Here is a 15,074-nt window from a genome sequence, read left to right on the forward strand (position 1 = left end):
TATATTGCGTCTATTTTATCATAATTATGGTATAATCGCTCCATGGAGGAAACAGTAAACATGAACAAGTGGAAAAGAAAACTTAAAGCTTTGGTAAGAAAAAAGCCCTTCGCTTTTTTCGATATTTTTTTATACCATACTTTACACAATGATTTATTTCAGCATGCCGCCGGACTCTCTTACTTTTTAATATTGGCCATCTTTCCTTTTTTTATCGCCTTATTAAATATCGTGAGTCACGTAAATGTCGACTATCTGAATAAAGTCTTCGAAGGGGTCAATCAACTCCCGCCCTCGGTAAAAGATATAATTTTAAACTTTCTCCGAGACCTTCAATTAAATTCTTCCTCCACATTGCTCTCGATCTCCCTGATCGGTTCGATTTTCATTGCGAGCAAGGGAATTAAACAGGTCATTCGAACTATAAACGATGTGCTTAATCTTACGGAAGACAGAAACATCGTTTCACTGATGGTCCTGGCTTTTTTCATGACCATCGCCCTCTTCGCACTTATTATTTTAATTTTCGCTACACAGGTTGTGGGAAGTAATATTTTAGAATTTATCTTTAATCTTTTGAAATTCCCGCCCCGAACCTATCGGCTCATCAATTTTTTAATGAATCTGATTCCCCTGGTCTTTATGTTTATCAGCTTCTTTTTTCTGTATTACCTGGCGCCGAAATGGCCCGAAGGTTACAAATCCTCGAAGCGGATTGCGGCCATCAGTGCCGCTTTTACGACGCTGGTTATTATTTTAGCCACTCAGGGTTTCGGATATTATGTATCCAATTTCTCGAGCTATTCCAATACCTACGGCTCCCTGGCCGGTATGATTATTTTCCTGGTTTGGCTCTATCTCTTCGGCCTTATGCTTTTATTCGGAGGTGCCCTTCAGGCGACTCTCTACACCATACAAAACAGCGGCACGTCCTGGCCGCGAAAAGAAACGCTATTTGACGGCGTCGTGTCCCGACACGAACGCATTTGTTAGGAGGATCTCATAATGAAACAGTTTATAGTCGACGCTTTTACCGATGAAGTTTTTAAAGGTAATCCCGCCGCCGTCTGTCTTCCCGACCGGCCTGTTACCGACGAAACTATGCAAAAAATCGCCAAGGAAAATAATCTTTCCGAAACCGCCTTTATCGCCAAGGAGCGGGACGAATATTTGCTCCGTTGGTTTACGCCGAAAGATGAGATCGACCTTTGCGGACACGCCACCTTGGCCAGCGCCTTTATCGTCTTAAACATTGTGGAGCGAGACCGAGACAATGTTGTCTTCAACACGAAATCCGGACAGCTCAAAGTTACGCAAAAAGGCGATCTCTATGAAATGGACTTTCCCGCTTACGAACTTAAAAAGGTTGACGTTACACAAGAAATGGAAGAAGCCGTCGGCGGAAAACCCTTAGAAGCTTATAAGGGCCGAGATCTCCTTCTCGTAATGGACGAAGATTTCGATATTGAAGGCGCCGAGCCCGATATGGAAAAAATCGAACAGCTCGACGGCCTTATCGTTCACATTACTCAAAAAGGAAAAGATAAATACGACTGCATCTCCCGCTCCTTTGCACCGAAACTACTCGTAGATGAAGATCCCGTCTGTGGATCGGGCCACTGCCATATTTCCGTGTATTGGTCCGAAGTGCTGGGCAAAAAAGATATCCTGGCCTACCAAGCCAGCGAACGGAGCGGCGTCTTACACACAAAAGTGGAGGGCGATCGCGTTTCCCTCGCCGGAAACGCCGTGCTCTACTCCAGAGGACAAATCCATTATTAACACAAAAAAAGACGAGTCATCCTCGTCTTTTTTATTGCGCAAAATTTTCAAATTCTTGTTTCTGTTTTTCTCTCTCTACGAGCCACCGATTGTCTTTTACTCCGTCATTTACCATGCCCTTTTCTTTCATCAGGTCGGTAAGGTAGGTATTAAACTTCTCGACCCCCACCGTATTTAGATGGTAGCCGTCGTAGTAATCTTCCGGCTTTATATTCATAGCATCTTTCGACGGATTGAAATCAATATAGGCAAATCCCTGGTGTTTTATAAAGACCTCCAATTCCTTCAGTCGGTCGCTATAACTTTCCTCTTCCCAGGTGGGCGTTTTAACGAGTACCAACTGAATACCTCGCCTGGTGCAATATTCCCCCATGGAAAGCAAGTAGTTTTTGACCTCATCGGAAATAGCCGGCGCTATATTTTTCTTCGATTCGCCTGTCAGATCTTCCTGAAATTTTTCGCTATGGCCTGCCAATGCCACATAGCCTCTATAAGGATCCTCATAATCTTCGTAGCGAGTGTGGTAATCTTTGGGCTTAAGCTCGCCCCAGCGATCGTGATATTTGATCAACGGGAAGAGGGCCTCGGCCTTCATTCCCCGAGGGACGACGCGATAAATCATGGCCAGTTTATTAAAGCTCAGAGGCATGTCATCTGTATAGGAGTGAACCACGCCTTCGTCCGCTTCCCCTTTTAAAAGGCAACTGAAAACGTCGACAACCACATATTTCGGCTCCCGTCTTTTTATGGCGTCTTTCATATAGTAATAGGTGGCGCCCAAAGGTTGTTTTTGCGTGGCGAGGACATAGGATTTCATCCCCGTATTTTCATATAGAGCCAAGGGATTAAAGGAGCAGTAACTGTGGCTCGTGCCGAGGAAGTAAATATCGTAATCGTCGACGGAATTATAAAAGCCGCCGATTTTATTGCTCATATCCCAGGGCCTTTCCAGAGACTTTCGGATGAAAATCCTATTGAGTTGTAGGAGCATGAAAAAAACGAGAAGGCAAAAAAGGATAGCTCTCCCCATTTTATAAAGCTTTCGACCCATGGACATCTCCTAAAATTGAAAATAAATAAATTGCGATTCCGAATAACCCGGCCCGTAAACGCCGAAGACAAAAATACAAAAGAGTAGCACGAGGAGCAGGATCATGCGCAGAGGCCAGGGAGCCTCTGCAAATTTTTTCCGCAGATCCACTCCATTGTATTTTACGGCGTCGACGATAAACAGAAGGGCAAGGCCTCCCAAGGCGGCGTAGAGCCCTTTCAACCCCATTTGACTTTTTGAGATTTCGTCTAAAAACTTTCCGCCTCCCCAAGGGCCCGTCAACATTCTACCTATAAGGCCCAAGCCCTGGGAAGCGGTGTCGGCTCTGAAGAATACAAAGGCGAAGACCACGACGGCGAATGTATAGAGCCGCTTGATTCCGCTTGCGAAAAGATTCGTACTTTCCCGCTTCCCTCTCGCTTTTTTAATCGCCACCTCCAGGACGTTAAAAAATCCGTGAATCATACCCCATAGGACAAAGGTCGCGGCCGCCCCGTGCCAAAGACCGGAGACGGCGAAGACCAGGAGAATATTAGCGAGATGACGAACCGTCCCCTTGCGATTTCCCCCGAGGGGAATGTAGAGATAATCCCGAAACCATCCGGAAAGGGAGATGTGCCAGCGGCGCCAAAATTCCACGATTGATTTCGAAAATAGGGGCTCTTTAAAGTTATCCATTAGATCGATTCCCAATACTTTCGCCGATCCCTTGGCCATAAGAGAATAGGAATAGAAATCGCAATAGATCTGCACGGTAAAAAAACAGGCGGCGAGGAGCAAACTGCCGGAGGAAAAACGCCCGTAATGGGGAAATACTTCGTTGACGAAAATGGCCACTCTGTCGGCGATAACGAGTTTTAAGAAAAAGCCCCATGTCAAATCGATAAAACCTAGTACCAGGTTTTCATAAGTAAATCTGTGGTCTTTTTTTAACTGAGGCAGTAAATGCGTGGAACGCTCAATAGGCCCCGCCACCAGCTGGGGAAAAAAGGAGACGAAGAGAGCGTAATGAAGCAGGTTTTTCTCCGCCTTTAAGTCTCCGCGGTATACGTCGATGGTGTAGCCCAAAGCCTGAAAGGTGTAGAAAGAAATCCCCACGGGAAGGAGGACATCGACTCCTAAATTAATAGGGGAAGCGCCCCATATGCTTCCCACATGGTTGACGGTCTCCACTGCAAAGTTAAAGTACTTAAAGATAAATAATATCCCGAGATTGGCGGCGAAGCAGAAAAATACGTAGAGTTTTCGCTTCTTTTCACTTTCCGTCCCGTCCACCATGCGGCCGGTTAAATAGGTCAGCAAGATGGAGAGAATCATAAGGAGCGTGTACTTCACATTCCAACAGGAATAGAAGAAGAAGCTCGCCCCCAGTAGGAAGGGTTTTTTTATTTTTCGCGGAAGCAGAAAATATAAAAGCACCACGAGAGGAAAAAAGATTAAATACTGTATGGAATTAAAGAGCATAAAACCTCCCACGGTCTTCGCCTTCAGGCGACTATTCTCGAGCTACTTCCGCAGCCTTCATACATACAAAGCCTATAATTTCGTCAGCACCGGCGGCGAGAAGAGCCTCACAGCACGATGCCAAGGTGGCGCCGGTGGTGTAGGTGTCGTCAATTAACAGCACTCTCCCCCTTACGGGATCTGCGGCGAATCCGTCGCGGACATTCTCTCTCCGCTCCTTTGCTGTAAGGCCGATTTGGTCCTTCATCTTTTTTTGGAGATGCAAACCTTCGTAATACGTTAAATTCAACTCCGAGGCGATTTTTTGCGCCACGAGCTCCGGCGGATTATAGCCTCTAAGTCGCCGTTTCTTAGGCGATGTAGGCACGGCGCAAATAAAATCCACTCTATGGAGCTTTTCGTGAATTAAAAACTCCGCCCCCAGCTTTCCGAAAACATCCCCCCAATAGCGCTCTTCACGATATTTTAATCCCTGAATCATTTTCGCCGTCAGGGAATTTTCTCTAAAAAGAGCGTATACGGGAAGCCGCTTTTCTGTCAAGAGCCTTTCTTCCAAAAAAGGAAGGGCATCTGAACACTTGTCGCATAATCCGAAGAGGCCGGCCTCCCGCTCCATACAGAGCACGCAGCCGCCGCCGTAAAATAAACCCTTTACCACATCGATTTCTCCTTGAGCAAATAATCTAAATCGGAATAGCGCCACTCGATGCGATTATTCTGAATCATATTGGCCATAACATGGCGGCTTCCCACGAGAACCACGGCCTTTTTCGCCCGCGTCACCCCGGTGTAGAGGAGATTGCGAGTATAAAGCATAGGCGGCCCGGGCAGCACGGGGATAATCACCACGGGAAACTCGGAACCTTGTGATTTATGAATGGTGGTGGCATAGGCGGGCTGAAGTTCGGAAAGATTTTCCCCGCTATAGAGACAGACCTTGTCGTCGTAGATTACCTTTAAAAACTCGTCTTCAATCATCGTGACCCTGCCCAGGTCCCCGTTAAAGACCCCGGTACCTTCGTTGTCGAATACCGAGGAGTGGGATTTCCACTCCATTTGGTAATTGTTTTTGATCTGCATCACCTTGTCGCCGACGCGATAAGAAAATCCTCTGTAATCCAAGCCTTTCTTTCCGTCGTTTAGTATTTTTTGCAAGGCGAGATTTAAATTTTCGATGCCGCAAACCCCTTTTTTCATGGGCGCCAAGACCTGAATATCGTCGAAGGGATCGATGCCGTAAAATCCGGGCAATCGATCTTTTACAAGTGAGCAGATTAACTCCACGGCTTTGGCGGGGTCCGGTTGTTCAATAAAGAAGAAATCCCCGCCATGTTCATTGACTACCGGCGCCTGTCCGTGATTGATTCGGTGGGCGTTTTTAACGATCAAGCTGGACTCCGCCTGGCGAAAGATTTCGTCCAATCGTACGGTTTCGATTGTTCCCGAAGAAAGAATGTCCCTAAGCACATTTCCCGCCCCCACCGGCGGCAGCTGATCGCCGTCGCCTACGAGAATCAGCCGGGTGCCGTCCCTCAAAGAATCTAGAAGATCCCGCATAAGCAAGAGATCGATCATGCTGGCCTCGTCGACGATGACCACATCGGCCTCGATTTTATCGCCTGATACCTGAGAATCCGTGCCCTCCTCGTCGATAAAATCATATTTCAACAGCCTGTGAATGGTCGATGCCGATCTCCCCGTGGCTTCCTCCATACGCTTCGCTGCCCTGCCCGTAGGCGCCGCCAAGGCAATATGGAGATTGAGCCTGTCCATAGCCTCTACAATGGCGCGCAGAGTCGTCGTCTTTCCCGTTCCCGGCCCGCCGGTAATGACGAGAAGATTGGAATCCACCGCTCGCTCCAAAGCTTCTCTTTGCTTCTCGGCAAGTTCCATAGATAAATTTTCGGACACCGCCGACAACATATCCTCCGCCATATGCTCGGCGAGATCCACCTTCCCCCGCTTTTTCAGCGCTTCGGCGACGAAGGTTTCCGCGCGGTAATAATTTAGAAAATATACCTTGACCCCTTGTCGATCGGCGATGTAAATATCCGGATCGATGGCGAGGCGAGTAAAATAATCTTCCAAAAATTCTTCGGATAGGTTCAGCAATTTAGCGGAGTTTACAATCAATTCCTCTTTAGGCAAATAGGTGTGGCCGTCCGCTACGGCGCGAGATAATATATGCTTCATTCCCGCCACTACGCGCATGCCGTCGTCGCGAGCGACGCCTACTTTTTCGGCAATGGCATCGGCCTTTAAAAAGCCCATGCCCCGCACTTGCCCTACCAATCGGTAGGGATCCTTCTCCACAATATCCATGGCGTCGTCGCCGAAAACCTTGTAAATGGCCAGAGCCTCTTTACTGGTAAGATCGAAATTGGCCGCATCGAGCAAAAAGTTTCGCATATCCTTTTGCTTTTCGAGAGACTCCAGCATAATGACGAGCCTTTTCTTGCCGATGCCCTCTACTTCTTTAAGACGCTCCGGTTGCTCTTCGATAATGTCGAGGGTCTCGTCGCCGAACGTTTCCACAATACGCTTCGCCGTCACTTTTCCCACATGTGGAATAAGGCCACTGGAAAGGTAGCCGATAATCGCCGCCTTTCCCCGTGGCCTTATTTTTGTCACCGTCTGAAACTGGAACTGTTCCCCATATTTCGGGTGGTAGATCAGTTCCCCTTCCAAACGTAAATGTTCTTGTTCATGCAAGGCAATATGGGATCCCACTACGACGATATCGCTGTCGTCGGTTATAAACTGAGCGACCGTGTAGCCATTGTCTTCATTTCTGAAAATAATGTGATCCAATACGCCTTCAATTACCAAAGAATGCCTACTTTCTGTTTTCCAATGCCTTTTTAATCGCGTCTACCTTATCCGTGCGTTCCCAGGGAACATTTAAGGATTCGCGACCGAAGTGGCCGTATGCCGCCACGTCTTTGTAAATGGGACGAAGCAAATCCAAATCCTTAATAATAGCCGCCGGACGAAGGTCGAATACTTCGTGTACCAGGTCTTCGATTTCGTTGTCCGTTAAATCCGAGGTGCCGTAGCTTTCCACGTAAACGGAAAGGGGACGGGCGATGCCGATGGCGTAGCTCAAGCCGATTTCACATTGATCGCAAACACCTGCCGCCACTAAGTTTTTAGCTACATAACGGGCGGCATAAGCTGCGGAGCGGTCTACCTTTGTCGGATCCTTGCCGCTGAAGCAGCCGCCGCCGTGGCGAGCGTATCCGCCGTAAGTGTCGACGATAATCTTTCTGCCCGTAAGGCCCGCATCGGCGACGGGGCCGCCGGTTACGAAACGCCCGGTGGGGTTCACGTAAATCTTCGTATCTTCATCGATCCATTTTTCGTCGACAACCGCTTCGATGACGTATTTTTTCATGTCGCGGCGAATGGTTTCGAGATCCACATCTTCGTCGTGTTGGGTGCTGACAACCACATTTTCGAGGCGGGCGGGTTTACCGTCTTGGTATTCCACGGTCACCTGTGTCTTGCCGTCGGGACGAAGGTATTTCAGCGTGCCTTCTTTACGCACATCGGAAAGTTTCTTCGCCATTTGGTGGGCGAGACTGATGGGAAGGGGCATAAGCTCTTCCGTTTCACGACAGGCGTAGCCGAACATAATCCCTTGGTCGCCGGCGCCGAAAGCATCCATCTCTTCCGTGTTCGCTTCCTTAAAGCGGTCCACGCCCATGGCGATGTCGCCGCTTTGTTCTTTAATAGCGCTGATAACGGCGACGGAGTCCGCTTCAAATCCCGTTTGTACCCCTTGGGTGTAGCCGATGTCTCTCAAGGTTGTGCGTACGACATTTGTGAAATCCACATAGGCATCGGTGCTGATTTCGCCGGTAATGACGACCATACCCGTGGAAACTAAAGATTCGCATGCCACGCGGGCATTGGGATCTTTTTCTAAAATTGCATCTAAAATACCGTCGGAAATTTGGTCGCATACCTTATCGGGATGCCCTTCGGTTACCGATTCCGATGAGAATAACCATCTGTCCATTTTTTCCTCCTCTTTACTCATAAAAAAAACCTGCACGCGGCAGGTTTTCTTCTTATCTTTCAGACCTGACGCGCCTGTAGGATTTAGCACCTTTAAAAGGTTGCCGGGTTTCATTGTGCCTAGTCACTCCACCACTCTTGATAAGAAATAATTAGTATCTAATATTATAACCTTATAGAAAATGAATAGCAACCACCATTCTAAATCCACACGCCCTTGGCCTTCGCCTCCAAAATTAAATCCTCCCTACATTCCGGATGAGCGATGGCGATTAATGCTTTCGCCCGCTCGTAAGTGGACTTGCCCTTTAAATTGGCGACGCCATATTCCGTGACGACGTAATGAGTCATGGGCGCGGGCATGGTCGTAATAGTACCCCTGGAAAAATCCGGCACAATATTGGAGCTGCGCTTCCCGTCTTTATCCACCCGGGAGGAATGGAGGCAGATAAAGCCCTTCCCCTCCGGCGCGAGATAAGATCCCAAGGCGAAGTCCAATTGCCCGCCTGCCCCTGAAATATGGCGAAGCCCTACGGTCTCAGAACTTACCTCTCCCCGCAGATTCACATGGAGGGCCGTGTTAATGCTCACCATGCGGTATTGATCGCCGATGACGCCAGCGTCGTTCACATAATCTACGGGCGCCGACATAAGCTCCGGGTTTTCGTCGGCAAAGTCATAGAGCTTTTCACTCCCCGCTAAAAAAGCGAAGACCTGCCTGCCCTTGTCCCGCGTCTTCATGGCTCCCGTAATCTTTCCCGCCAGGGTCATATCCATAAAACTGTCAACATACATTTCCGTGTGCACGCCTAAATTCTTCAAGCTGCTGGAGGCAATGGCAGCGCCCACGGCGCCGGGAAGAGCACCGATTCCCAGCTGGAGGGTGGATCCGTCTTCTATCCGCTCCACGACAAAATCGGCGATCTTCTCGTCTACCGTTGTATAATTTCTCGCAGCGAGGGAAGCCATGGGATATCCCTCCGTTTCAATAATAAAATCTACATCCCGCAAATGGATCTCGCTTTCGCTCCTGCCTACGATCCTCGGCTGATGAGGATTCACTTCCACCACTACGGTTTTCGCTACGCGGGCCTGATCTAAAAAATGGCTGGAATCCAAACCGAAATTAAAATAACCGTGACTGTCCATTTCGCTTACGGGAAGGACGAGGATATCCGTCCTTACATTTTCCCGAATATAACGGGGCATTTCACTGTAGCGAATGGGAATATGATTCGCCGTTCCCCTTTCGATGGCCCGGCGCACATCGGGGGTGGCGTGCCAGCTTTGCCACTCAAAAGGCTCTCCCGCCTCTAAAAGCTTCGACGGATGGGACAAAATGCCGTTTCGAATCACCACATGGCGAAAATCATTTTTTCTCGCCGCCAGGGCTTCGTCAAATTCCACGGGGAAAATAGCGGCGAAGCCCAGCTCCAAAATATCCCCGTCCTTTACGAGAGCCGCCCCTTCCTCCGCCGTTATACACTTTTTTCTATATTCTTTTTCTAAATTCATCAAACATTCCTCACTCTAATAAAAAAAGCCGACGATTGTCGGCTCCTTTTTATCGTTTATTGCTCTTACGCCAAATATTCATTTCTTCAGCCTCACGAATCAATTCGTCTCGGAAATCCGGGTGAGCTAAGTTAATAATACCTTCCGTTCTTTCCCAGGTAGATTTGCCCTTGCAGTTGAAGATGCCGTATTCCGTACAAATATAATGAGTATTGGGCCGGGCCACCGTAATGGCGGAACCGGTTTTGAAGTTCGGTAAAATTCTGGATTCCACTTCACCTTGTTTGTTCTTGAAGGTGGAGCTCAAGCAGATAATGCTCTTGCCGCCCTTGGCGAGGTATGCCCCGAGAGCGAAGTCCAGTTGGCCGCCTGCACCGGAGATGTGTTTTAAGCCCGTAGATTCGGAGGAAACTTGTCCCCAAAGGTCCACGTTCAATGCATTATTAATGGAAATAAAATTATCGATTTCCTTTACGACTTCGGCGCCATTGGTGTAATTTACAGGCGCTGCCATACATTCCGGGTTTTCGTCGACAAATTCGTAAAGCTCTTTACTTCCCGCCGCAAAGGCGTAGACTTGGCGATACTTGTCGATGGTCTTTTTAGAACCGTTGACCTTGCCCTTTTTGGACATTTCCACGAAGGCATCCACATACATTTCCGAGTGAATACCTAAATCCTTTAAATCACTGTCAGCAATTAAGGCACCTACGGCATTGGGCATGCCGCCGATACCTAATTGGAGGGTAGCGCCGTTGGGGATCTCATCGACGATAAATTCGGCGACGGCGCGGTCCACATCGCCGAAACCTGCGACGGGAATTTCGAATAAGGGCATGGAGCCCGCTTCTACGATGTAATCCACATTATCGATGTGAATTTCCGATTCACTTCTGCCGTAGCAATAGGGGAAAGCTTCGTTTACTTCTACGATGACCGTCTTCGCCTTTTCCAGAATCGCCATTTGATGGGATGTATTTAAGCCGAAGTTGAAATAGCCATGCTTATCCATGGGGGTCGTCATCACGACGGCCACGTCGATGTCCACTTCGTCGCGATAATATTTGGGGAGTTCCGAATAGCGAAGGGGAATATAAAAAGCCCCCGGGCCCGCGTTAATCGCTCTACGTTCCGGTCCCCCTGCGTGCCATGTATTCCAGGTAAAGTGCTTTCCTTCCGGATCCGCCTTCATAACCTCGGGCGTCTCGAATGTAAGACCGCCGTAGAATAAAACATCGTCCAATTCATCGACACGCTTGGCAAGCTCTTTATCCACTGCCTTGCTGATGCCGGCGGCCCAGCCCATTTCCACGCGATCGCCGGATTTAACGACGGCGGCAGCTTCCTTGGCCGACACTAATTTCTCTTTATATCGTTTTGAATAATCCATAATTTCCTCCATGAATGCCATGTAGCGAGATAGTCCTATAAAAATAATATACACGATACTGTATAAGTTTTCAATTTAATCTGTTACATTACAATAAAAAAACGCCCCGACATTTTTGTCGAGACGTTTTTAAAATTGTTAGCGATTTTGATCGGCCAGACGCACCAATTGATCTAATGTGTTGGCCAGTTCCGCTCTGGAGAATTCTTTCTTTCCGTCAATTTTTCCATTGTCGTTTGCAGAGATCAGACCCAGTTCCGCCATGCGGATCACAGAATCACGACTCCAACCGCCGACATTGGATAAGTCTTCCGGATTGACAGATTTCACTTTCTCAAATTGAATTCCGTATTCCGTTAAAAGACGATCGAGAAGAGATGCAAATTCTTCATAAGTGAGTTTTTGATTGGGCTTAAAGCTTCCGTCGGGGTAACCTGCTACCAAGCCGTTGTTGCTCGCCCATTGAACGGGATCGGCAAACCAGTTCTTGGAGCTTACGTCCATAAAGTTTACGGGAGAACCGAGGGTCTTGTCCTTAGAAACAGTTCTGAAGACTTGGGTTACCATGGCTCTCGTAATGGTGGTGTTGGGTTCGAACTTGCCGTTGCCCATGCCCTTTAACACACCGCGGCTTACCATATTGCGCATTGCGTCGCCTTCGACACCTGCGGGGATATCCGTAAGGTTCACGGGGAAATCCGCCTTGGGTACGTAAATGCTGTTGCGTACCTTTGCCTCGGGTTTTGTTTCCGAAGCTTTCGCTTTAGGAGCTTCAGCTTTATTCATAGGCGTTAAGGTGATATAACCTTTCGACTCGGGAGCGGAAGGCTTCACTTCCGGTTTCGTTTCGGGTTTTGTTTCGGGTTTAGTTTCGGGCTTCGTTTCCGGTTTGGTTTCTTCTTTTAAAACTAACTTGGAAATGGCTTTTTTAATATTGTCGATGTGACCTTCCACATAATAAGGAATGGTTTCAGCTTTTTTCAGCTCGTCCTTTCCGCCGGCAATGGCCGTTTTTAAATCTGTCGTGGATTCAGGTTTATATTTTCCGCTATTAATAAGCTCTTCAGCTTCAGCCATGAGCTTTCTTAAATCATCTCTCAAGTGACGCTTGTCATTATAGCTGACTTCAAAAATATTTTTCCGTTCGGTATTGTCTTTGGTGCTTAAAATCTCGTATCGATCCTCGAAGACTCTGACATGAATGAGCTCTGGTTCAAATTCCCATTCAAATTGCCCGTTCTTCGAAACGGTCATAGCGTAGATTCTGCCATCCTCAACGCCCTCTAATTCGAAATGAACATCGCCATTAACATCGGATGTAACGTTGCGATAAGAGCTTAAATTGGGGTTAATCTGATTGGCGGTAATTTCTACGCCCTTTGCCGGTTTCCCGGTCTTTTTGTCGATGGTCTTGAAATTGACGGATATAGCCTTTTCCCCTTGCGAACGCTTATCTTCCGCCGTCACAATCATACCGTCCACATAATCGGAAGCTTTATGAGAACCTACAGACCTAATCTTTCCATCTTCATCGGTCAGAATATCAAACTGATCCGGGTTGAAGCGATATTCTTTCGATCCGAAGATAACCTCATATTTCGCATTCTTATCTAAATTCTTCAACGTAATCATACCGTTGCTGTCAGTTTTCGGTTGATCAACAATAGAAGGAATGCCATAGCTATCCCATTTATTCAATCTAATTTTAATGCCTTCTTTCGGCTGGCCCTTGTAGAGCACTTTAATTTTAAGTTCCGAAAGAGCTTTAGATGTTTCCGGTTCCGACGGCGTCGTATGGGTGCGGTCTTTTAATTTTAAAGCCATACCATTATCAGCTGAAACGGCTTCGTCTTTAGTTTTTAAAAAGTGAACACCTACGTTCCCTTTGTCTTCTACAATTTTTGCAAAAGGTGTTACGAGTTCCAAGTTCTCATTGTTTTTAATGCGAAGGGTATAGGTCTTTCCTACTTCATATTTTCTAAGAAGACCCATAGAGTTTTCAAGCGTAATAGTATCAAGTACTTTATCGCCATCTAAGACTTCGATATCAACCGGAGAATTTAAAATATCATTCTCTTTTGAAACCATAAATAGCAAAGGATTTTGAGGTGCTTCCGGCTCAGTCACTTTATCTTTTACTTTGATAAAAATATTATCGCCCGTTAATTCTTCATCCTCTTTTTGTAAGAAATGAACGCCTGGGTTTCCTCCGACTTCCACAACTTTTGCGATCGGAGTAACGAGTTCGTATTCGTCACTTCCCTTGATGCGTAGCTTATAGGTCTTCCCGACTTCATAATCGTTGAGTGAACCTACGCCGCTTTCAAATGAAACTGTATCAACAACTCGGTCTCCATCTAATAACTCTATTTCGAATGTCGGTAGAATAGGCTCCTCACCTTTGACGACCATAATTTGTAACGGTTCTTTTGCTTCTTCTTTTGGGACAACTTTGATATTAATCACTACGAATTTTTTAGAACTGTCGGAAAAAGTAATCTTTACCTGCTGTTGCGTGGTCCCTTCCTTGGACATATCGGCATTTTTCAATCCATTTTGAATTTCAACCGTTGCGTCACTTGGCAAATTTTTAATCGCAGGCTTTAATAAATCTGCTGTTAGCTCCGTTCCAACCTCAAGCTCAATCGTTTGAAGTTGCGGAACAAATTTATCAGATTCAGTTTTGATAACTTGATCATTTTTTCCATTAACATTATTTACGTGGTCAACAGGTGAAAAATCTTCAATTGCGTTATTGTTCAGAAAAACCGTTCCTAAATCCTTCATGTTTTTTAGAATCGAAATATCCGAAATATCATGTCCTGTCGCGTGAAATTCTTTTAACTTCGTCAGGTTCTTCAGCGGTTCAATCGAGGTGATCTTCTCGGGAACAAACCCATTCATATAATTAGCCGCTTTATTATTGATATTGAGCACTTCCAGATTCACTAACTTGCTAAAATATTTAGCGCTATCGGGCTTAAAATTATTTTTATCTAAGTTTAAATACTTAAGATCGGTCAGATCGCTCAAAGGTGAAAAATCTGAAATCTCGCAGGAATCGGCATCTAAAAAGTAAAGCTTCTTATAATTTTTAAGTGCGTCGATATTCTTTACTTTCACCATGCGAATATGGAGTTCTTCCACATTGACCAGTTTATCTAAAAAACTGAAATCTTGTACTTTTTCGTTGCCGGTAATATTGATGTAGCGAATCTTTGTTAAATTTGCTAATGGTGAAAGATCTTCTATCGGCTGATAGGGCAATGAAACATATTGGAGATTTTCCGCATACTCCATTCCCTTGATTGATTTACATTTATGAAAATCTTCTCCGGGATTGTGCGGCAAACATTTTTCCGGACTTAAAGTGACGACGTGTTTCAGCATCTCCTTCGTCACCGGTAGATTGGCTTCACGCTTATAGGACGCGTTGATCGCTTCTTGAAGCACGGGATCTTCAATTACATTATCTCCGGAAAAAAGCGTGTCGCTATTGTTCTTAATATACTCTTCGTCAATGTCCAGTATATTGGGGATCTCCATTTGCCAAGCGTTGTTATCGCCTTGGGCAAATGCGTAGGGTACATTGGCAAATAGCATAGTAAATGCCAATAACATTGCTAATAATTTCTTCATCTCTCCTCCTAAAATATCTTTTTTGTTTTACCTTTGATATTTTAATTGATGAAATATAAATAACACCAATAGGAATTTGCAAATTTCTATTGGAATTTTCTATACCACAGTCTTTTCTGTCGTTTATTATGGTTTTATATATAAGCTTTTCTTTGTTTAATATTTTTCTTTCATCCCTTCGTCGTGCTGATGTATTTTTACTGAAGTTGAAAA

10 protein-coding genes and 1 riboswitch are annotated in these 15,074 nt (G+C 46.2%); of the genes, 2 read left to right on the forward strand and 8 right to left on the reverse strand.

The window, feature by feature from the left end; translation table 11 throughout:
- Window positions 1-60: 60 nt before the first annotated feature.
- Together PEPTYR26121_RS05510 and PEPTYR26121_RS05515 are read left to right on the forward strand one after the other, a co-directional pair.
- Window positions 61-993, forward strand: a complete 933-nt coding sequence (locus PEPTYR26121_RS05510) for a YihY/virulence factor BrkB family protein (protein WP_180500067.1) — start codon at window positions 61-63, stop codon at window positions 991-993.
- Window positions 994-1,005: 12 nt separating this feature from the next.
- Complete coding sequence (locus PEPTYR26121_RS05515) at window positions 1,006-1,782, forward strand: PhzF family phenazine biosynthesis protein (RefSeq protein WP_180500069.1); 777 nt, start codon at window positions 1,006-1,008, stop codon at window positions 1,780-1,782.
- A 31-nt stretch (window positions 1,783-1,813) separates the two neighbouring features.
- Here the strand turns inward: PEPTYR26121_RS05515 and PEPTYR26121_RS05520 are convergent, their stop codons facing one another.
- From PEPTYR26121_RS05520 to PEPTYR26121_RS05555, 8 genes are all read right to left on the reverse strand, one after another.
- Window positions 1,814-2,833, reverse strand: coding sequence for a hypothetical protein (locus PEPTYR26121_RS05520; protein WP_180500071.1), 1,020 nt, complete (start codon window positions 2,831-2,833; stop codon window positions 1,814-1,816).
- A 9-nt stretch (window positions 2,834-2,842) separates the two neighbouring features.
- Window positions 2,843-4,297, reverse strand: coding sequence for an MBOAT family O-acyltransferase (locus tag PEPTYR26121_RS05525; protein WP_180500073.1), 1,455 nt, complete (start codon window positions 4,295-4,297; stop codon window positions 2,843-2,845).
- Window positions 4,298-4,328: 31 nt separating this feature from the next.
- Window positions 4,329-4,955 carry a ComF family protein gene (locus PEPTYR26121_RS05530; protein WP_180500074.1) on the reverse strand — a complete coding sequence of 209 codons (627 nt, stop codon included), beginning with the start codon at window positions 4,953-4,955 and terminating at the stop codon, window positions 4,329-4,331.
- Window positions 4,949-7,126, reverse strand: coding sequence for an SF1B family DNA helicase RecD2 (gene recD2 / locus PEPTYR26121_RS05535; RefSeq protein WP_180500076.1), 2,178 nt, complete (start codon window positions 7,124-7,126; stop codon window positions 4,949-4,951). Before recD2 ends, PEPTYR26121_RS05530 begins: the two co-directional genes overlap by 7 nt.
- Window positions 7,127-7,133: 7 nt before the next feature.
- The gene (gene metK, locus PEPTYR26121_RS05540) at window positions 7,134-8,318 is read right to left on the reverse strand and encodes a methionine adenosyltransferase (RefSeq protein WP_218956326.1); all 1,185 of its coding nucleotides are present in this window, start codon (window positions 8,316-8,318) and stop codon (window positions 7,134-7,136) included.
- Between the two features lie 49 nt (window positions 8,319-8,367).
- Window positions 8,368-8,465: riboswitch (SAM riboswitch) on the reverse strand.
- Window positions 8,466-8,518: 53 nt separating this feature from the next.
- Complete coding sequence (locus tag PEPTYR26121_RS05545) at window positions 8,519-9,832, reverse strand: acetyl-CoA hydrolase/transferase family protein (RefSeq protein WP_180500080.1); 1,314 nt, start codon at window positions 9,830-9,832, stop codon at window positions 8,519-8,521.
- 49 nt (window positions 9,833-9,881) lie between these two features.
- Complete coding sequence (locus PEPTYR26121_RS05550) at window positions 9,882-11,222, reverse strand: butyryl-CoA:acetate CoA-transferase (protein ID WP_180500083.1); 1,341 nt, start codon at window positions 11,220-11,222, stop codon at window positions 9,882-9,884.
- 138 nt (window positions 11,223-11,360) lie between these two features.
- Window positions 11,361-14,861, reverse strand: a complete 3,501-nt coding sequence (locus PEPTYR26121_RS05555) for an S-layer homology domain-containing protein (RefSeq protein ID WP_180500084.1) — start codon at window positions 14,859-14,861, stop codon at window positions 11,361-11,363.
- Window positions 14,862-15,074 lie beyond the last annotated feature (213 nt).

Origin of the sequence: Aedoeadaptatus nemausensis, assembly GCF_903819165.1 — a bacterium.
Classification (GTDB): Bacteria; Bacillota; Clostridia; order Tissierellales; family Peptoniphilaceae; genus Aedoeadaptatus; species Aedoeadaptatus nemausensis.

Bases quoted from the DNA above. Each gene is read 5' to 3' on its own strand.
- PEPTYR26121_RS05510 (WP_180500067.1), top strand. From the start codon at position 61: ATGAACAAGTGGAAAAGAAAACTTAAAGCTTTGGTAAGAAAAAAGCCC.
- PEPTYR26121_RS05525 (WP_180500073.1), bottom strand. From the start codon at position 4,297: ATGCTCTTTAATTCCATACAGTATTTAATCTTTTTTCCTCTCGTGGTG.
- PEPTYR26121_RS05550 (WP_180500083.1), bottom strand. From the start codon at position 11,222: ATGGATTATTCAAAACGATATAAAGAGAAATTAGTGTCGGCCAAGGAA.
- PEPTYR26121_RS05555 (WP_180500084.1), bottom strand. From the start codon at position 14,861: ATGAAGAAATTATTAGCAATGTTATTGGCATTTACTATGCTATTTGCC.
- metK (WP_218956326.1), bottom strand. From the start codon at position 8,318: ATGGACAGATGGTTATTCTCATCGGAATCGGTAACCGAAGGGCATCCC.
- PEPTYR26121_RS05545 (WP_180500080.1), bottom strand. From the start codon at position 9,832: ATGAATTTAGAAAAAGAATATAGAAAAAAGTGTATAACGGCGGAGGAA.
- PEPTYR26121_RS05515 (WP_180500069.1), top strand. From the start codon at position 1,006: ATGAAACAGTTTATAGTCGACGCTTTTACCGATGAAGTTTTTAAAGGT.
- PEPTYR26121_RS05520 (WP_180500071.1), bottom strand. From the start codon at position 2,833: ATGGGTCGAAAGCTTTATAAAATGGGGAGAGCTATCCTTTTTTGCCTT.